Genomic DNA, 18,604 nt, shown 5'->3' on the forward strand with positions numbered 1-18,604 from the left:
TCCCATGCGCACCATCCGCGAATCCCTCGTGCACCGCATCAATCTCGCCGACGGTTCGGTCGCGCGCAGTCTGCGCGGCGCCGACGTCGATCCGAACCGCGACTTCTTCGGCCAACAGGATCTCTACGAGGCGCTGAACCTCTCGCGTCTCGATCTGGTGCGTCAGGCGCACAAGGCCTTCCTGGAGGCGGGGGCGGACATCATCCGCACCAACACGCTGCGCGCCAACCCGCTGTCGCTGGCCGCCCACGGCATGGCGGAGGAAGCCTTCATCGTGAATTATCACGCAGCCCAGGCGGCGGCCGAGGCGGTCGACAGCGTGCCCGGCCGCGGACGGCGGCGCTTCGTCCTCGGCCTCGTACGCGACGACGGCTGGGACGAGAGCCCGGGTAAGGTGGAGGGCGCGGTCGACGTCCAGGTCCAGGGGCTGATCGCCGGCGGCGTCGACGGCGTGCTGCTGGACGTGCTGCCGGGCGTCGGGCGCATCCAGGCGATGCTCTCGGGCGCGCGGCGCGCGCGGGCGGCGCTCAATTCCGAGACCGCGATCTTCCTGCAGTCGATCGAGACCGGCCCGCATTTCGGCCCGCGCACGGTGGACGCCTCCGACGGCGTCGTGCGCTACCGGCCGGGCGAGGCGAAGAAGAGCGCCTGGCTCGACGCCGCAGTCGCCGACGGGCGGGTCAACCTGATCGGCGGCGGCGCGACGGCCGAGGACACGAAGATCATCGACCGCATGCTGCGCGAGCGCGCGGAGGACAACTTCCGCCCGGTCCTCGGCTGGCTGCGCGACAACGCGCCGATCGACGATTACCAGCCCGCCTCCAGCTGGACCCGCTTCCCGCGGGAGATCGCGAAGACCTCCGGCTCCGCCACGCTGGTCGAGGAGGAGGTGAAGGGCTGAGACGCCCCTCACGCTGAGTGCGTGGCGGCCCTCTGGAGGGGGGGGCGGCGGAAATCTATGGGGGCGGGAGGGCCTGGGGCTCCCGCCCTGTCGAAAAAGCCCGTCATCCCGGACGGCGGCCAGGCCGTCCCGGGAGCTCGCCCCCCTTTCGATCCCCCGTCGCGATCCCCCGTCGCGATCCCTCGTCGCGATCCCCCGTCGCGATCCCCCGTCGCGATCCCCCCGTCGCGATCCGCCGGGCAGGGGCGTCTCCGAGAAAGCGCGGACCGTTCGACCGCGGCCGCGGCCCTCAAGCGATGACGCTCGTTCGACGGTAATGGGCGTTGTCGGGCATTCGGTCGGCGTCCCCCTCTTTTAAATCTGCAGGCGATCGGCGCGGGATTTTCCGCGTCGACCCTTGACTTGCAGCCCGGGGAACCGCCGCCATGACTGAGACCGTCGTCAGCTCCGCCACCAAGACCCACATCATCGGCTTCGACCGCCCCTTCACGGTGATCGGCGAGCGCATCAACCCGACGGGCCGCAAGAAGCTCGCCGCCGAAATGAAGGAGTACAACTTCGAGACGGTCGAGCGCGACGCGCTTGCCCAGGTGGCTGCGGGCGCGCACATGCTGGACGTCAACGCCGGCATTCCGCTGGCGGACGAGCCGGACATCCTGGCCAAGACCATCCAGCTGGTGCAGTCGCTGACCGACGTGCCGCTCGCCATCGACAGCTCGATCGTCGAGGCGCTGGAGCGCGGCCTCGAGGTCTATCAGGGCAAGGCCCTTCTCAACTCGGTCACCGGCGAGGAAGAGCGCCTCGAGGCCGTCCTGCCTCTGGTCAAGAAGTACAACTGCGCGGTGGTCGGCATCTCGAATGACGAGACCGGCATTTCCGAAGATCCGGACGTCCGCTTTGAAGTGGCGAAGAAGATCGTCGAGCATGCGGCCGATTACGGCATCCCGCGCGAGGATATCGTCATCGATCCGCTGGTCATGCCGATCGGGGCTTTGGGCAACGCGGGCAAGGGCGCGCTCGCCCTCATCCGGCGGCTCAACAGCGAGCTTAAGGTGAACACCACCTGCGGCGCGTCCAACATGAGCTTCGGTTTGCCGAACCGGCACGGCCTGAACGCCGCCTTCCTGTCGATGGCGATCGGGGCCGGCATGACGACGGCCATCATGAACCCGTTGCACGAGCAGGAGATGCACGCAGTCTGGGGCGCCGACGTGATCGCCGGTCACGACAAGGATTGCGGCGCTTGGATCCGCCGTTTTCGGGAGCCGGCCGCGGAGGGCGAGGAAGCCGGCGGCGCGCGCGGCGGGCGCGAGCGCCGTCGTCGTCGCGTGGCCTGATCCGGTCGTCGCATAAGGAGCCGCCACGCCATGGCCGATCCTGAGACGGTTGAAGGCGAGCGCGAGGAGATCGAGGGGGCGAAAGCGGCGTCGGCGAAGACCGCCCACGTCGTCTTCACCCCGTCGGGCAAGCGCGGCGACTTTCCAGTCGGCACGCCGATTCTGCAGGCCGCGCGCACGCTGGGAGTCGATCTCGACTCCGTGTGCGGCGGGCGCGGCATCTGCGGGCGGTGCCAGGTCGTTCCCGGCTTCGGCGACTACCCTAAATTCAAGGTCAAGAGCCAGCCCGGCTGCATTTCCGACACCACCAAGGTTGAGGCGCGCTACGCTGACAAGCGCGGGCTGAAGGAAGGGCGGCGGCTCGGTTGCTCGGCGCAGATTCTGGGCGACCTGGTGGTCGACGTGCCGCCGGACAGCCAAGTCCACCGTCAGGTGGTGCGCAAGCGCGCCGAAGTGCGCAACATCGAGATCGATCCGATCGTGAAGCTGCACTATGTCGAGGTGCAGGAGCCCGACATGCATCACCCCTCCGGCGATTTGGAGCGCCTGGAGACGGCGTTGCAGGAGCAGTGGGGCATCACCGTCGACCGGGCCGACCTGCCGGTGCTGCAGACGCTGCAGAAGTCGCTGCGCCAAGGCGACTGGACGGTGACGGCGGCCGTGCGAAACGGCCACAAGCTGGTCTACACGTGGCCCGGCTTCCACGACAAGGCGTTCGGCTGCGCGGTCGATATCGGATCCACCACCATGTCGGTCCATCTGACCGACCTGCAGACCGGGGAGGTCGTAAGCTCGGTCGGCGCGATGAACCCGCAGATCCGTTTCGGCGAGGATCTGATGAGCCGCGTCTCCTACGTCATGATGAACCCCGGCGGCGATAAGGAAATGACGGCGGCCGTGCAGGAGACGTTGGGCTTCCTGCTGGTTCAGGCCGCGACCGAGGCCGGCATCGAGCCGAACGACATCCTGGAGCTGACGCTCGTCGGCAATCCGATCATGCATCACCTGATGCTGGGCATCGACCCGACCGAGCTGGGATGGGCCCCGTTCGCGCTGGCCACCAACGAGGCTTTGCGCGTCTGGGCGAGCCAGATCGGGCTCGACGGCAAGGTCAATCCCGGCGCGCGCGCCTATTTCCTGCCCTGCGTCGCCGGCCATGTCGGAGCGGACGCCGCCGCCGTCGTGCTGTCTGAGGCCCCGCAGCTGCGGGACGAACTGACGCTGATCGTCGACGTCGGCACCAACGCCGAGATCGTCTACGGCGACAAGGAGCGGCTCCTCGCCTGCTCCAGCCCCACCGGGCCGGCGTTGGAAGGCGCTCAGATCTCGGCCGGTCAGCGCGCCGCCAACGGTGCGATCGAGCGGGTGCGGATCAATCCGGAGACCTTGGAGCCCCGTTTCAAGGTGATCGGCGGCGACCATTGGTCGGACGAGGAAGGCTTCGCGGAGACGGCGCGCAAGGTCGGCGTCACCGGAGTCTGCGGCTCCGGCATCATCGAGGTGCTGGCGGAGATGTATCTCGCCGGAATCATCGACGAGGACGGCGTGATCGACGGCGCGCTCGCAGCCAAGAGCGAACGGGTCGTCGCCGAGGGGCGAACCTTCTCCTACATTCTGAGCCGCCCGGACGGGAAGAACCCCGAAATCCGGGTGACGCAAGCCGACGTCCGCGCGATCCAGCTGGCGAAGGCGGCGCTCTATGCGGGCGCGCAGCTGCTGGTCGACAAGGTCGGCCGGCCGCCGGAGCGCGTCGTCCTCGCCGGCGCTTTCGGCAGCCACATCGATCCGAAATACGCGATGATCCTAGGCCTCGTGCCCGATTGCGAACTGGATCGGGTGCAGTCGGTCGGGAACGCGGCCGGCACCGGCGCGCGCATCGCGCTGCTCAATCGCAAGGCGCGCGACGAGATTCGCCGCACGGTGCGCGCGATCGAGAAGATCGAGACCGCCGTCGAGCCGCGCTTTCAGGAGCATTTCGTCGGCGCCATGGCCTTCCCGCACAAGAGCGCGCCGTTCCCCAAGCTGCGCGCGGCCGTCCAATTGCCGGAACGCAAGATCGCCGCCAAGGGCGGCGAATCGGACGACGGCGCCGAGGGCGGTCGGCGTCGGCGTCGTCGGCGCGGCTGAACAGGTCGCACCTGCGCACGTCCGGCGTCGGCTTGACGCGTACCTAAAGACCCCACGGAGATGAGGCGCAGCCGCGCCGCGCTTGGGAGCCAGCCCCGATGACGGAAGTGAGAGCGATGAGCGAAGTCGAGCAGATCGTCGATTTCATGAGCACCTGCTCGTTGGAGGTCACGCCCAACGGCGCGGCCAAGATCGACGACTTCCGGGCGCTCCTGCGCGAGGGGCAGACCGTCTACGTCACGTTCCTGCCGGGCTCCGATTTCGCGGACACGGTGACGACGGTGAAGAAGCTTAAGGCCCAGGGCATGCGCCCGGTGCCGCATTTCGCCGCGCGCTCCATCCCCTCCAAGAGCTTCCTGGAGGAGAACCTCGCCATGCTGCAAGCGGAGTGCGACATCGACGAGGCGCTCCTGATCGGCGGCGGCGTCGACAATCCGGTCGGCGAGTTCACCGAGAGCATGCAGGTCCTCAAGACCGGCCTGTTCGAGAAATACGGCATCAAGAAGCTGGGCGTCGCCGGCCATCCGGAGGGCAGTCCCGACATCTCGCCCGCCGAGTGCGACCGCGCGATCCGCGAGAAAAACGCTTTCGCCAAGGAGAGCGGGATGGCGATGTACATCGCCACCCAGTTCTGCTTCGAGGCCGCGCCGATCATCGAATGGGACCGCCGCCTGCGCGAGCAGGTGGGCAACGAGCTTCCGATCCATATCGGCATCCCGGGCCTGGCGACCATCAAGACGCTGCTGAAGCATGCGCAGCAGTGCGGCATCGGCAACTCCATGCGCGTGCTGACCCGTCAGGCCGCCAACATCACCAAGCTGATGACGGTGCGTGAGCCGGATACGCTGGTCCGCGACCTGGCGGCCGAGCGCGCCCGCAATCCGGAGTTCGGCGTCCGTCAATGCCACCTTTATCCGCTGGGCGGCCTGAAGAAGTCCGCCGCATGGCTCTACGGCGTGCAGGACGGCAAGATCGAGCTGGGCCGCAAAGGCGGGTTCAAGACGGACTACGCGGCTGATTAAGGCCCGTCGCCCTCTCCCCTTCAGAGGGCGAAGGGCGGGGCGGGGGCTCGACGTCCGACCGTCTGAGCCTGTCGGGAATTTCTGAGTAACCCGAAACGCCGCGCCTTGATCCGCTCCGCCCGCCGTGGCGTATAGCCAAGCGTGAAACCGATTCCCCGCCTTTCCAGACTGATCGCCGCGCCGGCGGCGCTGTTGAGCGCCGGTCTGGCGCTCGGCGCCTGTTCGCCCTTGAAGGCGCTCGACGCGCTGACGCCGGACGAGGGCTATCGGCTGGTTGGGGACGTGGCTTACGGCGACCACCCGCGCATGCGCTTCGATCTTTATCTGCCGCCGGAAGGTCGGATGAGCGACGCGCCGCCGGTCCTTTTCTTCCACGGCGGCTCCTGGCGGCGCGGCGGCAAGGACGGCTATCGTTTCATCGGCCAGGCCTTCGCCAGCCGCGGCGTCCCGATCGCCGTGGCGGAGTATCGCGTCTTTCCGGAAATCCGCTATCCGACCTTCGCGGAGGACGCCGGGCTGGCGGCGAAGCGGCTGCTTGAGATGGCCCCGGCGCACGGTCTGCCGTCGCGGTTCGTGGTCATGGGCCACAGCGCCGGCGCGCATACCGCCGCGGCGCTGGCCCTGGAGCCGCGTTATCTTGAGGGCGCCGGCGTCGATCCGGCGACGCGCGCGGGACTGATCTCGATCGCCGGGCCGGTCTATATCGATCCGCAGGAATACAGAACGACCCGACCGGTCTTCGCCCCGGTCGCCGACGATCCCGAACGCGGGCGTCCCGCGCTTTACGCCAGCGCGGACGATCCGCCCGCCTACATCATCCACGGGGCGGAGGACGGCACCGTCTATCCGATAAACAGCGAAAAGCTGGCGGACCGTCTGCGCGCCGTCGGGGTGCCGGTCGAACTTTCGCTGCGCGCCGAGGAAGGTCATATCGGCCCGCTCCTCGCCCTGTCCCACGTCTTCGAGGAAAGCGACGACCCCCTGACCGATCGCCTGGCGGCCTGGATCAAGGGGCTTTGAGGGCGGGGCGCGCAGATCAATCGATCGGTTTCGCCAGCACCGTCTCATAGGGCGCGAAGCCGCGCTTTGCGTAGGCCCGCGCGGCCGCCTCGTTGCCGACGAGATAGCTCAGCAACAGCCGCGTGATCCCGCGGGCGCGGAAATGCGCCTCCGCCGCGGCGAGGAGCGCGTCCGTCGCGCCGCCGCCGCGCGCGGCCTCCTCCACGTAAAGGTCCGAGACCCAGCCGATGCGCTCAAAGGGCGGGGTCAGATAGATCCCCTCCTGGGCCTCCTCATAGGCGATCAGGAAGCCGACGGCGCGGCCGGTCTCCGGCTCCTCGGCCAGCAGCACCAAGCCGCCGGGCGTCTCCGCCTCCTCCAGCAGATAGGCGGTGTGCGCCTCGGCCATGTCGGCGCCGGGGAGGCGGCTGTCGGGATGAAGGGCGCGCTCGACATCCTGCAGCGCGCCCATGAAGCGCACGAGCGTCGGGCGGTCGTCGGAACGGGCGGGGCGGACGGCGATCGACATCGCGCGGATCATGCCGAGCCGCGGGGGACAAGCCAAGAGCGTCGCACAGGACCAGGCGGTCGTCGCCCCGCCCCGCCCGCGGCGGAGCGTTCGGGTCTCGTCGTCCGTGCGCCTTTCGCGAGACCCCTGGTCGGCCTTGCGGCCGCCCGGGACGATCTCGGGTCTGTCAGGCGCTCCCGAGAGCGGCCCGAACCTGCGCAGCGGCCGAAGCCCTCACTCCGCCGCCGCGGGCGCTGCGGCCTGCGGGTTGCGGAAGCGCTCAAGCAGCAGTTCTTCGTTCGCCTTGGCGGTCTCCACATGCTGCTCCTTCACATGCCCGTAGCCGCGGATATGCTCCGGGATCGAGGCGAGTTCGACCGCCGCCTCGTGATTGGCGGCGGAGAGACTCGTCAGGATCTCGTCGATCACGGCCTCGTACTCCGCGATCAGGCGGCGCTCCATCTTGCGCTCGTCGGTGTAGCCGAAGAGGTCGAAAGGCGTGCCGCGCAGGCCCCTCATCTTCGCCAGCACCCGGAAGGCCGGCATCATCCAGGGGCCGAACTGCTTCTTGATCAGGCGGCCGGTCTGGGGATCGCGCGGCGCGCCGATCGGGGGGGCCAGGTGGAACTTCAGCTTGTAGTCGCCCTGGAACTTGTCGCGGACCATGCGCTCAAAGGAGCCGTCGGTGTAGAGCCGCGCCACCTCGTACTCGTCCTTGATCGCGAGCAGCTTGAAGTAATAGCGCGCGATCGCCTTCGAGAGGTCGTCCGATCCCGGCTTCGCGCGCGCTTCAGCGGTCACCACGCGGTCCACGAGGTCCTTATATCGTCTGGCCAGCTTGTCGTCCTGATAAGCCTTCAGGAAATCCACCCGCTTGGCGACGATGTCCTCCAGCGTCTTGGCGAAGCCGGCGCTCTGGCCCTCCGCCTGCGCCGGCTGGGCGGCCTCGTTCGCGCGGGCGACGATGCGGCGCACGGCCTCCAGGTCGTGGGCCGCGCGGCGGCCCCACAGGAGCGCCCGCTTGTTCGCCTCGATCGCGACGCCGTTCAGCTCGATCGCCCGCTCGATCGCCGACAACGTCACCGGGAGCAGGCCCTTCTGGGCGGCGTAACCGACCATGAAGAGGTTGGTCGCGATGCTGTCGCCCATCAGCGCCTCGGCCAGGTCGGTCGCCTCAACGAAATGGGCGGCGTCCTCGCCCACCTCTTCGGCGATGACGGCCTCCATCTCGCTCAGCGGGAACTTCCAGTCCGGATTGCGGGTGAAGTCGCCGGTCACCGTCTGGTGGGTGTTGATGATGGCGCGGGTCAGGCCGCGGTCGGCCTTGCCCATCGCATCCGCGCCGGCGGCGACGACGATGTCGCAGCCGAGGATCAGGTCGGCGCCGCCGGCGGCGACGCGCAGGGCCTTAATCTGCTCCGGGCTTTCGCCGACGCGGATGTGACTGGTCACCGCGCCGCCCTTCTGGGCCAGACCCGCCATGTCGAGGACGGAGCAGCCCTTTCCCTCCAAGTGCGCGGCCATGCCGATCAGCGCGCCGATCGTGACCACGCCGGTGCCGCCGACGCCGGTCAGCAGGATGCCGAAGGGCTTGGTCGACACGTCGGCCGTCGCAGGCTCGGGCAGGGTTTCGAACACGTCGGCCGCGCCGGCCCCTTGCGCGGCGCCCTGGTCAGCGCCCTTGCCCTTGCGCAATTCGCCGCCCTCGACGGTGACGAAGCTTGGGCAGAAGCCGTTCAGGCAGGAGAAGTCCTTGTTGCAGCTCGACTGGTCGATCTGACGCTTGCGGCCGAACTCGGTCTCCTTCGGAACGACGGAGACGCAGTTGGATTTGACGCCGCAGTCGCCGCACCCCTCGCAAACCAGCTCGTTGATGACGACGCGCTTGGCCGGGTCGGGATGCTGGCCGCGCTTGCGCCGGCGACGCTTCTCGGCCGCACAGGTCTGATCGTAGATCATGATCGTGCAGCCGTCGGTCTCACGCAGCTCGCGCTGAACGGCGTCCAGTTCGTCGCGGTGATGGATCGTCGTCCCGTCCGGGAACATGCCGGTCGTATATTTTTCCGGCTCGTCCGAGACGATGACGAGGCGCTTTGCGCCCTCCGCCATCACCTGCGCGCCCATGGTCGGCACGTCGATCGGGCCGTCATGCGGCTGGCCGCCGGTCATGGCGACCGCGTCGTTGTAGAGAATCTTGTAGGTGACGTTGACCTTGGCCGCGATCGCCGCGCGGATCGCCATCAGACCGGAGTGGAAATAGGTCCCGTCGCCCAAATTGACGAAGACGTGGTTTTCCTCCGTGAAGGGCGCTTGGCCGACCCAGGTCAGCCCCTCGCCGCCCATCTGGGTGAAGGTGGAGGTCGACCGGTCCATCCATTGCGCCATGTAGTGGCAGCCGATGCCGGCGAGCGCGCGGCTCCCCTCCGGCACCTTGGTCGACGTGTTGTGCGGGCAGCCGCTGCAGAAATAGGGCAGGCGGCTGATCGGCGACTTGTGCGCGGCGAGCGAGCGCTCCTTGGCGTCGAGGAAGGAGAGCCGCTTCTGGAAATGCGAGTTGTTCTCCACCAGCGCGTCGCCGCCGGGCAGTTGACGCAGGCGGCTCGCCAGCACGCGGGCGATGCGCGCGGGCGTCAGCTCGCCGTAGGCCGGCAGGAGCTCCTTGCGATCCTCCGAGAACTTGCCGACGACGCGCGGGCGCACGTCGGCCCGCCAGTTGTAGAGCTGCTCCTTCAACTGATTCTCGATCAGCGCGCGCTTCTCCTCGACGACCAGGATCTCCTCCTGGCCTTCGGCGAAGGTGCGAATCCCCTCGCGCTCCAGCGGCCAAGGCATGCCCACCTTGTAGATCGAGACGCCGAGCTCCTTGGCGAAGGCCTCGTCGATATGCAGGTCGTCCAGCGCCTGCAGCACGTCCAGATAGGCTTTGCCGGTGGTCACGATCCCCAGCCGCCGCTTCGGCGAATCGAGCACCGTGCGGTTCAGGCCGTTCGCGCGCGCGTAGGCGAGCGCGGCGTAGAGCTTGTATTTGTGGAGCAACTCCTCCTGCTCCAGCGGCGCATGGCCGGTCCAGCGGATGTTGAGGCCGCCTTCCGGCATCTCGAAATCGTCGGGCAGCTTCGTCTGCAGGCGCATCGGATCGACATAGACCGAGGCCGAGGTGTCGACCGTGTCGGCCAGCGTCTTGAAGGCGACCCAGCAGCCGGAATAGCGGCTCATCGCGAAGCCGTGCAGGCCCATGTCCAGGAACTCCTGGACGTTGGCCGGGCTCAGCACCGGGATCATCGCGTCCATGAAGGCGTATTCGGTCTGGTGCGCGGTGGTCGAGCTCTTGCAGGTGTGGTCGTCGCCGGCCAGCGCCAGCACGCCGCCGTGCGGCGATGTGCCGGCGAGGTTGGCGTGGCGCAGCACGTCGCCCGAGCGGTCGATCCCCGGCCCCTTGCCGTAGAACATGGAGAAGACGCCGTCGACTTTGGCGCCGGGAAAGAGGCCCACCTGCTGGGTGCCCCAGATCGCGGTCGCCGCCAGATCCTCGTTTACGCCCGGCTGGAAGTGGACGCCGCTTTCCGCGAGGAACTTCCGCGCTTTCCACAGCTGCTGATCGAGCCCGCCGAGCGGGCTGCCGCGGTAACCGGAGATGAAGCCGCCGGTCTTGAGGCCGTTTTCCGCGTCGCGGGCGTGCTGCATCAGCGGCAGGCGCACCAGCGCCTGCGTGCCGGTGATGAAGATGCGGCCCTGTTCCTGCGTGTACTTGTCGTCGAGGCGGACGTCGGCCAGCTGATTGCGCAGCGTGTCGGGGGTCTTTTGCTCCGTCATGGCCTACCCTGTCGTCTCCTGAGTAAAGCGTCGAAACTGAAGTCCGGGCGCTCACGGCGCACCGGTTCAGCGGGCACATCTTTATATTGGCGCGGCGACGCCGGCGGACAATCGAATGCGCATAGGCGCGTTCCGCCACCTAAGGCAGTTAGGGTAGCATTGTTGACCTATTTGCCGCAAGAGGAAGCGCGCGCGCGCCGCCTATGCTGCGATCGGCGGCCGGCCCTAGACGTGAGGCGGGATAGGAAAGGAGGCTATTCTGCGCTGGAGAACTGCAATGAGCGTTCGAAGTCGGCTATCATCTTGTTTAGAAACTCGCGGTCCGAGCCTTCGCTGTTTTCCACGTGCTGATCGATGACCTTCTGGGTCTCGTCGAGCGTGGGCTCGACAAGGTTAAGATATTTTTCATCAACGATAATGGTCATCTTCCGACGTCGCTCCATTCAGCCATTCGACGAGGGATCGCGTCCGCGCCCCGATGATCAACGCACGTTCGCCACATTCCGCCCTAAGCGTATAGGGGCAAACCCGCGCAGGCCAACAGCGACGATGCTGTCGCAGGTGGAATTGACGGCGCGCGTTGCAGTTCAATCACACTAAACCATTCAGCGAGACGCGCAACTTCATCGGGAAGCCTCGCGGATTCCCCCACGACATATAGGGATGGCGACCGAAAAACGCCAGCCTTTAGTTGCAATTGGAAGATTTATCTCGTACCTGTGGCCTTCTGTTCGCAATCGCCGCACGCGGTCAGGTTCAGTCTCGGATTGGTCCTTAATGTCTTCCCACCTTGAGCAATCTCCCTTCGAATCCTCGGTGGGCGGATCCGTCGGCGGCGCGCTGCGGCGCGTTCTTCCTTTCGGTCCGAACATCGTTCAGAGAACGGGCCGCCCGCAGCCGATCAAGACGACCGCTTACGGGCCTTGGCTAAAGCCGCCGCGCTGGGTCCCGGATCTATTTGCGGCCTGCGGATATCTTCTGGAGAGCGCCGGCGCGCTCGCATGCTACTCGCCCGTCGAATCGCAAGTCTCCGGCACGCTTCGTCTATCCTTGAGCAACAAGGATCATGAGCGCGTGTGCGAGGCGGCCCGGCAATTCGTGCGCCAAGATTCTACCGCCGCCTACGAATCGCTGATCCAGGACAACTGGCAAGACCTCATTCGATATTGGTCCTGGCCTGTAAACATCCGCGCCTACTCTGCCCGGTCGATGACGCCGCCCTGGTGGGAGCCGGCGCTGCGCCTTTTCATTCTGGCGGACGAGGCGTCGGACGGGGTCGGCTTTCCGTCCAACGTCAAGGAGGCCTACAACGGAGGGACCGACTCGCGGCTGCTGCCCGCTCTGATCCTCCGACGCGACAGCAAGCTCGTGAAGTCGGCGAACGCCGCCGCGGCGAATGGCGGTTCCTCGCCTGTCGGCCAGGGCGTTTCGATGGAGAACATGCGCCCGACTCTTTGTCAGCAAGCCGACCCTGACGTTGTGTGCGTGCAGCCCAAAGGTCGGATCCCGGACGTCGGCTGCTCGACCCGCGTCTTCTCACGAAATCTCTCCTTGCTGCGTTCGCGCAGCACGGCGCGGTGCTATTGGCTCAGTCCGCCGGCGATCTTCAACAGCGAAGACGGCGTGATCGCCCATGAGGATGACGGCGACGTCAACGTCCTTCTCATTCCGTTTCCTTTCGAGATCGCCGATGAGAACTTCGAACAGGTTGGTGACGGTGCGTCCGGAAACGGGGCCAACCGATGGAAGCGCTTCCGCATTCGGCAAGGATGGCTCAACGACGGTGAAGCGGTCTGCAGCATGGTGATCGACCTGCTCCGCGTCGCTCTCAAGAGCCGACCCAAGATCCACGGAATCGTCTTCCCGGAATATGCGCTCAACTTTCAACTGTTCGACGAGATCTGTCGGCGCGCCGTCGGAGTCCATCCGGACCTCGAGTTCGTTGTCGCCGGGTCCAGCGACAACTGCCGACACGAACGCGGAAACTGGGTCCTTTCCAGACAATTCGACAATGTGGGATCGAAGCAAGGCAGTTTTGGGCTCACGAGCGCGCGCGGGAAACATCATCGGTGGCGCTTGAATGCAAGCCAGATCCAAACCTATGGCTTGGAGCAACAGTTCTCGCCGAACCTCTTCTGGTGGGAGGACCTCGCCGTCGGAATTCGCGAGGTCTCTATTCATAGGTTCCGTCGCTCCTCCACCTACGCGGCCTTGATCTGCGAAGATTTGGCGAGAACCGATCCTTGCCACGAACTGGTGCGGGCCCTTGGCCCGCATCTGATCTTCGTCCTGCTGATGGACGGCCCGCAACTTCCGCATCGCTGGCCGGCGCGCAGCGCGGGCGGGTTGGCGGAAGATCCAGGGTCGTCGATCTTGACGCTGACCTCGAAGGCGCTTATCGAGCGAAACAAAGCGGCCCGGCGCAAGATCGGCAAGGAGGCTAGTTCGGCGGCCGAGGTAGGGCTTTGGATCGACAAATCCAACGCCAACGGAGCGTCGATCGTGCTTGAAGAAGACGCGGAGGCGATCCTCGTCAGCCTCAAGAGCGACGAAGTCGCCGACGTGACCTTGGACGGTCGACCCAACCAAAAGGCCAGGACTTGGTCGCTAGGAGAGATGGAGCAGTTGCGGCGATAAAGCGACGGCGCGACGCGTCGCCGGCGGGGGGAAAAAGACGCGTGCATTGAGACGGTCCAGCCCTTATGACCCTTGCTGAAGGCGGTGTCCCACGCTGTCCGGAGGCTTTTCATGACGATCCTGGTTACCGGCGCGGCCGGCTTCATCGGCTCCTATGTGGTGAAAGCGTTGGCGGCGCGCGGCGAGCGCGTGGTCGGGATCGACAATCTGAACGCCTATTACGATCCCGCCTTGAAGGAAGCGCGCCTCGCCGAGATCGAGGGCCTGCCCGGCTTCGCCTTCGAGCGGCTGGACATCGCCGACAAGGCGGCGATGGAAGGGTTCTTCGCCGCCCATTCCGACATCGACCGGATCGTCCATCTGGCCGCCCAGGCCGGCGTGCGCTATTCGCTCGAGAACCCGCACGCCTATATCGAGGCGAACGTGCTGGGCCAGCTCAACATCCTGGAGGGCGCGCGGGGTCTCATGGCGGCGGGCGCGCTCAAGCATCTGGTCTACGCCTCAAGCTCGTCGGTCTACGGCGGCAACACGAAAATCCCGTTTTCGACCGAGGATCGCGTGGACACGCCCGTCTCCCTCTACGCGGCGACCAAGCGCGCGGACGAGTTGATGGGGCACTGCTACGGCCATCTCTATCGCATCCCCATGACGGGGCTTCGCTTCTTTACCGTCTACGGTCCCTGGGGGCGCCCTGACATGGCGGCTTACCTGTTTACCGACGCCATGGTGAACGGCCGGCCGATCAAGGTCTTCAACAACGGCGACATGCGCCGCGATTTCACCTATGTCGACGACATCGTCGCGGGCGTGCTGGCGGTGCTGGACGGCCCGCCGGGCGATCCGGGCGACAGCGCGCCGCACCGCGTCTACAATATCGGCAACAACCGGCCCGAGCCGCTGATGCGACTGATCGAGGTTCTCGAGAGCGCGCTTGGCGTCAAGGCGGAGATCGACTTTCAGCCGATGCAGCCCGGCGACGTGCGCGAGACCTACGCCGACATCAGCGCGATCGAGCGCGACTTCGGCTATAAGCCGACCACGCCGATCGACGTCGGGATCCCCAAGTTCGTCGAGTGGTATCGGGGCTTTCACGGGCTTTAAGCGCTCGCCCGCTCTGCAGCGGCGCCCCCTCCAGCAGGAGACCGCGCGCAGGCGAGGAACCTTCTCGATACGCTCAGGCCTCTGCGCCCGTCGCGCGAGGCCCCCGCCTTCGCGGGGGCGCCCGAGGAGCCTCTCGCCGCTTAAGCCGCCAGCGCGTCCAGCGCCCGGCAGACCGCGTCGCCCATCTGGGCGGTGGAGAGCACCTCGCCGCCGGTTCCCATGATGTCGGCGGTGCGCTTGCCTTGGGCGAGGACGTCCTGCACGGCCTGCTCGACGAGATCGGCGTCCTCCTGCAGATCGAAGCTGTAGCGCAGCGCCATCGCGAAGCTGAGCAGCATGGCGAGCGGGTTCGCCTTGCCCTCGCCCGCGATGTCGGGGGCGGAGCCGTGCACCGGCTCGTAAAGCGCCTTGCGCCGGCCGGTTCCGTCGACCGCGCCGAGCGAGGCGGACGGCAGCATGCCGAGCGAGCCGGTCAGCATCGCCGCGCAGTCCGACAGCATGTCGCCGAACAGATTGGCGGTGACGATCACGTCGAACTGGTTCGGGTTGCGCACCAACTGCATGGCGCAGTTGTCGGCGTACATATGGCCGAGTTCGACGTCGGAATAGCCGCCCGACTTGTGCAGCGCGGTCACTGTCTGACGCCAGAAGACGCCGGTCTTCATGACGTTCGCCTTCTCGACCGACGTCACCTTGGACTTGCGCTTGCGCGCCAGATCGAAGGCGACCTCCGCCACGCGCTCGATCTCGGCCTTGGTGTAGGCTTGCGTGTCGATGCAGCGCTCGACGCCGTTCCATTCCTGCATGCCGCGAGGCTCGCCGAAATAGACGCCCGCGGTGAGTTCGCGCACGATCAGGATGTCGAGGCCCTTGATCACCTCTGGTTTCAGAGTGGAGGCCTCAAGCAGCGCGTCGAAGGTCACCGCCGGGCGCAGATTGGCGAACAGGTCCATTTCCTTGCGCAGGCGCAAGAGACCCGCCTCCGGCCGCACGTCCCAGCCCAAATCGTCGTACTGCGGCCCGCCGACCGCGCCGAACAGCACCGCGTCGCTGTTCATCGCGTCGTCCATGGTCTCGTCCGTGATCGCGACCTTGTGCGCGTCGTAGGCGGCGCCGCCGACCAGCCCCTCCCTGATGTCGAACGAGACGGCGCGGCGCTTGTCCATCCAGTCGATGACCTTGGTCACCTCCGCCGATACTTCGGGGCCGATCCCGTCGCCGGGCAGCATCAGAAGGGTCTTATTGGACGCCATGGATGGGGTTCCTCTCGCTGTCGCTCGCCTTATCGATTGGGAAGGCGCGAAATCGCGCCGCCGCGGGCGGTTTTAACCGCTGCCCGCCGGTCGGGAAAGAGGGCCGTTCGCGCAGGCGCCGCTCATCCGCCCCGATCGCCGTTTCCGGCTTGGTCGTCGCCCGCGCCTTGATCGCCCCCCGCGCTCTTGGCGCCGCGCCCGCGCGACGCGGCCCCCTTGGGCGTGAAGCGCGGCGGCGGAATCGGGTCGCCGTTCTCGTCGACCGGGGTCTGTGGGTCGCCGCGGGTCAGATGCAGGATCTGATGGTCGTAGGGGATCACGATCCCTTCGTCCCGGAAGCGGCGGACGATCTCGTAGCGCAGGTCGCTCGCGATGAACCAGGCCCAGACGATGTCGTCGCTGAAGACGCGCAGCTGGAATTCGATCCGACTGTTTCCGAAGTCGAGGATCAGCGCCGCCGGTTGCGGCCAGCGCACCACGCGCGGATGGCGGCGCGCGATCTGGATCAGCACCTTCTCGACCTGCTTTACGTCGCTGTCGAGCGCGACGCCCACGTCGACGTCGATGCGTCCGTACTTGTCCTTGTGCGTCCAGTTCTTGAGCGCTGAGGAGAGCAGATCCGCATTCGGGACGATGACGCTCGCGCGGTGCCAGGTTTCGATCTCGGTCGCGCGCATCGAGATCTGCCGAACGAAGCCCTCGTTCTCGCCGACCACGACCCAGTCGCCGGCCTTGATTGGCCGCTCGATCAGCAGGATCAGGCCGGAGACGAAGTTGTTGACGATGTTTTGCAGCCCGAAGCCGATGCCGACCGACAGCGCGCCCGCGATGATCGCGATGTTGGACAGGTCCACGCCCATCATCGCGATCGCCAGCGCCACCGCCACGACGAACCCCAGATAGCCGACGCCCGCCGTGACCGAATGCTGCACGCCTTCGTCGATGTCGGTCTCCGGCAGCACGCGCTCGGCCAGCGCGCGCTTGGTGGCGCTGGTCAACGTCAGGATCACGGCGAAGGTGACCAGACCGAAGAAGATGTCGGCCACCGAAATCCTGACGTTGCCGACCGAGAAGCCCTCGAACGCCTCGGACAGCCAGCGCAGGATCTCTAACTGCGAGACGCCCCAGTTGGGCGCGACGACCAGCACGCCCAGCGCGATCACCACCAGGTCCATGAACGCCCGCGCCCAGAATTTGAGCCGCGCGCGGGTCTTGTGTTCGACGCCGAGCGTATCGCGCATGAAGCGGCTGGAGGCGCCGAGGCCGATCAGCTCCCGGAACAGGCCGCGCAGGATGTAGAGCACGCCGACGACCAGCCCCGTGCCCAAGAGATTGTTCAGCAGGTAGTTGCCGAGCGCGGTGTAGCCGGCGACGGGGGCCAGCAACCCGACCACCGCCAAGGTCGCCAGCGCGAACCGCAAGAGTTTCCAGAAGCCCGCGCCCGCGCCCGCCCGGGCGGCCGCCGCCGCTCCGTCGAGGCCGGCCGGCTGATCGACCGGCTGGGTGTCCGGGTCGTCCTCCTCCGCGGCCTCCCGCTCGGCCTCGGCTTGGTCCTGGCGCGCGGAGGCGTCGGGTTGGGCGGCGGTCTCGCCCTCCTGGCCGGCCTCCTCGGCCGGGCGGTCCTCCAGGGTCCAGAGGCTCGGCCGCAGCAGCGCGAAGACGGAGGCCGCCTGCGCCGCGTTGAACAGGAAGGTCCAGACGGCGTCGAGTTCGGGCGTGCGCAGCCCATGCAACGGGTCGATCCGCTGGGTCGCTTCGACCAGGAACTCGTCGACGCAGAACAGCAGCGCGATCACTCGGATGAGCAACAGGATGCGCGCGGCGTTTTCCGGATGCAGCCGGGTCAGGCGCCATTGCGGGTAGTCGGGGGACAGCACCGCTTTGGGCAGCGCGGTGGCGAGCACGTAGATGATCGCCATCGTCGCGCCCAGCCCGACCAGATCGCCGAAGGCGCTGTAAAGCGGCGTGCCCTCCATGCCCGTGCGCACGGCGATGATGCCGAGAATCGCCGCCGGCATAAGCCCCTCGCCCAAGCCGTCGGCGATCGCGGCGATCAGCCGTTGGCTGTAGGCCGGCGGATCGTCTGTCGGCCGCGCGCCGAAGCGCCGGCCCAGCAGCCGGCGCACCAGAAAGGCGACCGCGAAGGCGGCCGCGATGAAACCCAGCAGCGTCAGCGCGACCCGCTCCGGCGCGCGGTCGGCGTCGGGCAGATTCGCCCACCACTCGACGGCGGTCGCGCCCATCGCGGCGAGCAACGCGGCGAAGTCCTGGACGGCCCGGGTCAGCGTGCTCGGCGCGTAGGGGAGCGGACCCTGGGTGGTCAGACGCTCCATCAGGCGCTGGCGTTCGCTGCTGGAGAGCCGCTCCTCCAACGATCGGACGCGGGTCAGCGCCAGATCCGCCAGGGAGACCCGGGACTTCAGCGTCCCGATCTCCTTGTTGATCTGGCTGCGGCGTTCGCCGATGTCGGCGGGCTCTGCCGGCTCGCCCTCGGCCGGCGGCGCGCCGAGCGAATCGAGCCGGGCGTTCGCGTCCTCCAACGCCGTCTCGGCGCGGCTTTTGGCGCTTTGCGCTTCGCTGCGCACCTCGGACAGGGTGTCCAGCGCCTCCGCGTTCCGCTGCGGGTCGTCGCCGCCGTCGCGCAGCAGCCGCTCGATGCGGTCCAGTCGGCGACTCCACCCCGCGACGGTCAGGCTGAATTCCTGGCTGGCGGCCTGGGAGGCCTGCTCGCTTTCGCCCTGCGCGGCGGCGCGCGGCGACTCGACGGCGCAAAGCGCCAGCGTCAGCAGGCCCAACAGGAACGGCGCGAGGGCGGATCGAAGACGCATGTTCGGCGGGCTTTCAAGCACTTGGCCGGCGGGCGGATCGCGAGGTTGGACTGTATCACAGCCATCCGCTATGAAAAC

Annotated in this window: 12 protein-coding genes; 7 read left to right on the forward strand and 5 right to left on the reverse strand. The window is 67.2% G+C overall.

Going from position 1 to position 18,604, the window contains the following annotated elements; genetic code table 11:
• Positions 1–4 precede the first annotated feature (4 nt).
• The 5 genes from RIB45_RS07410 (at position 5) to RIB45_RS07430 (ending at position 6,407) form a co-directional block, all read left to right on the forward strand.
• Positions 5–901: a homocysteine S-methyltransferase family protein gene (locus RIB45_RS07410; RefSeq protein WP_350049608.1), complete on the forward strand. Its 897-nt coding sequence runs from the start codon at positions 5–7 to the stop codon at positions 899–901.
• 425 nt (positions 902–1,326) lie between these two features.
• Complete coding sequence (locus RIB45_RS07415; RefSeq protein ID WP_350049609.1) at positions 1,327–2,238, forward strand: dihydropteroate synthase; 912 nt, start codon at positions 1,327–1,329, stop codon at positions 2,236–2,238.
• Positions 2,239–2,268: 30 nt separating this feature from the next.
• The gene (locus tag RIB45_RS07420; protein ID WP_350049610.1) at positions 2,269–4,365 is read left to right on the forward strand and encodes an ASKHA domain-containing protein; all 2,097 of its coding nucleotides are present in this window, start codon (positions 2,269–2,271) and stop codon (positions 4,363–4,365) included.
• 98 nt (positions 4,366–4,463) lie between these two features.
• Entirely contained in the window at positions 4,464–5,387 is a 924-nt protein-coding gene (locus RIB45_RS07425; protein ID WP_350049611.1) for a methylenetetrahydrofolate reductase, read from the forward strand.
• A gap of 141 nt (positions 5,388–5,528) precedes the next feature.
• Positions 5,529–6,407 carry an alpha/beta hydrolase gene (locus RIB45_RS07430; protein WP_350049612.1) on the forward strand — a complete coding sequence of 293 codons (879 nt, stop codon included), beginning with the start codon at positions 5,529–5,531 and terminating at the stop codon, positions 6,405–6,407.
• A gap of 16 nt (positions 6,408–6,423) precedes the next feature.
• On the opposite strand, the gene RIB45_RS07435 is transcribed toward RIB45_RS07430, so the two are convergent.
• The 3 genes from RIB45_RS07435 to RIB45_RS07445 form a co-directional block, all read right to left on the reverse strand.
• Complete coding sequence (locus tag RIB45_RS07435; protein ID WP_350049613.1) at positions 6,424–6,915, reverse strand: GNAT family N-acetyltransferase; 492 nt, start codon at positions 6,913–6,915, stop codon at positions 6,424–6,426.
• 213 nt (positions 6,916–7,128) lie between these two features.
• Positions 7,129–10,707, reverse strand: a complete 3,579-nt coding sequence (locus RIB45_RS07440; protein ID WP_350049614.1) for an indolepyruvate ferredoxin oxidoreductase family protein — start codon at positions 10,705–10,707, stop codon at positions 7,129–7,131.
• Positions 10,708–10,961: 254 nt separating this feature from the next.
• Complete coding sequence (locus tag RIB45_RS07445) at positions 10,962–11,132, reverse strand: hypothetical protein (RefSeq protein ID WP_350049615.1); 171 nt, start codon at positions 11,130–11,132, stop codon at positions 10,962–10,964.
• Between the two features lie 238 nt (positions 11,133–11,370).
• Between RIB45_RS07445 and RIB45_RS07450 the strand changes: the two genes are divergently transcribed.
• Together RIB45_RS07450 and RIB45_RS07455 are read left to right on the forward strand one after the other, a co-directional pair.
• Positions 11,371–13,344 (forward strand): hypothetical protein, encoded by a 1,974-nt coding sequence (locus RIB45_RS07450; protein WP_350049616.1) that lies wholly within the window; start codon positions 11,371–11,373, stop codon positions 13,342–13,344.
• A 111-nt stretch (positions 13,345–13,455) separates the two neighbouring features.
• Positions 13,456–14,445 carry an NAD-dependent epimerase gene (locus RIB45_RS07455; protein WP_350049617.1) on the forward strand — a complete coding sequence of 330 codons (990 nt, stop codon included), beginning with the start codon at positions 13,456–13,458 and terminating at the stop codon, positions 14,443–14,445.
• Between the two features lie 140 nt (positions 14,446–14,585).
• Here the strand turns inward: RIB45_RS07455 and leuB are convergent, their stop codons facing one another.
• Together leuB and RIB45_RS07465 are read right to left on the reverse strand one after the other, a co-directional pair.
• On the reverse strand, positions 14,586–15,698 hold the full coding sequence (gene leuB / locus RIB45_RS07460; RefSeq protein ID WP_350049618.1) for a 3-isopropylmalate dehydrogenase: 1,113 nt from the start codon (positions 15,696–15,698) through the stop codon (positions 14,586–14,588).
• Positions 15,699–15,820: 122 nt separating this feature from the next.
• Positions 15,821–18,526: a mechanosensitive ion channel domain-containing protein gene (locus tag RIB45_RS07465; RefSeq protein ID WP_350049619.1), complete on the reverse strand. Its 2,706-nt coding sequence runs from the start codon at positions 18,524–18,526 to the stop codon at positions 15,821–15,823.
• Between the last annotated feature and the right edge of the window lie 78 nt (positions 18,527–18,604).

Source organism: Marivibrio sp., from assembly GCF_040218065.1.
Classification (GTDB): Bacteria; Pseudomonadota; Alphaproteobacteria; order UBA8366; family Aestuariispiraceae; genus Marivibrio.

What these genes read in the sequence shown, in the direction of transcription:
- RIB45_RS07410 (WP_350049608.1), top strand. Translation starts at nt 5, where the DNA reads ATGCGCACCATCCGCGAATCCCTCGTGCACCGCATCAATCTCGCCGAC.
- RIB45_RS07415 (WP_350049609.1), top strand. Translation starts at nt 1,327, where the DNA reads ATGACTGAGACCGTCGTCAGCTCCGCCACCAAGACCCACATCATCGGC.
- RIB45_RS07420 (WP_350049610.1), top strand. Translation starts at nt 2,269, where the DNA reads ATGGCCGATCCTGAGACGGTTGAAGGCGAGCGCGAGGAGATCGAGGGG.
- RIB45_RS07425 (WP_350049611.1), top strand. Translation starts at nt 4,464, where the DNA reads ATGACGGAAGTGAGAGCGATGAGCGAAGTCGAGCAGATCGTCGATTTC.
- RIB45_RS07435 (WP_350049613.1), bottom strand. Translation starts at nt 6,915, where the DNA reads ATGTCGATCGCCGTCCGCCCCGCCCGTTCCGACGACCGCCCGACGCTC.
- RIB45_RS07440 (WP_350049614.1), bottom strand. Translation starts at nt 10,707, where the DNA reads ATGACGGAGCAAAAGACCCCCGACACGCTGCGCAATCAGCTGGCCGAC.
- RIB45_RS07445 (WP_350049615.1), bottom strand. Translation starts at nt 11,132, where the DNA reads ATGACCATTATCGTTGATGAAAAATATCTTAACCTTGTCGAGCCCACG.
- RIB45_RS07450 (WP_350049616.1), top strand. Translation starts at nt 11,371, where the DNA reads ATGGCGACCGAAAAACGCCAGCCTTTAGTTGCAATTGGAAGATTTATC.
- RIB45_RS07455 (WP_350049617.1), top strand. Translation starts at nt 13,456, where the DNA reads ATGACGATCCTGGTTACCGGCGCGGCCGGCTTCATCGGCTCCTATGTG.
- leuB (WP_350049618.1), bottom strand. Translation starts at nt 15,698, where the DNA reads ATGGCGTCCAATAAGACCCTTCTGATGCTGCCCGGCGACGGGATCGGC.
- RIB45_RS07465 (WP_350049619.1), bottom strand. Translation starts at nt 18,526, where the DNA reads ATGCGTCTTCGATCCGCCCTCGCGCCGTTCCTGTTGGGCCTGCTGACG.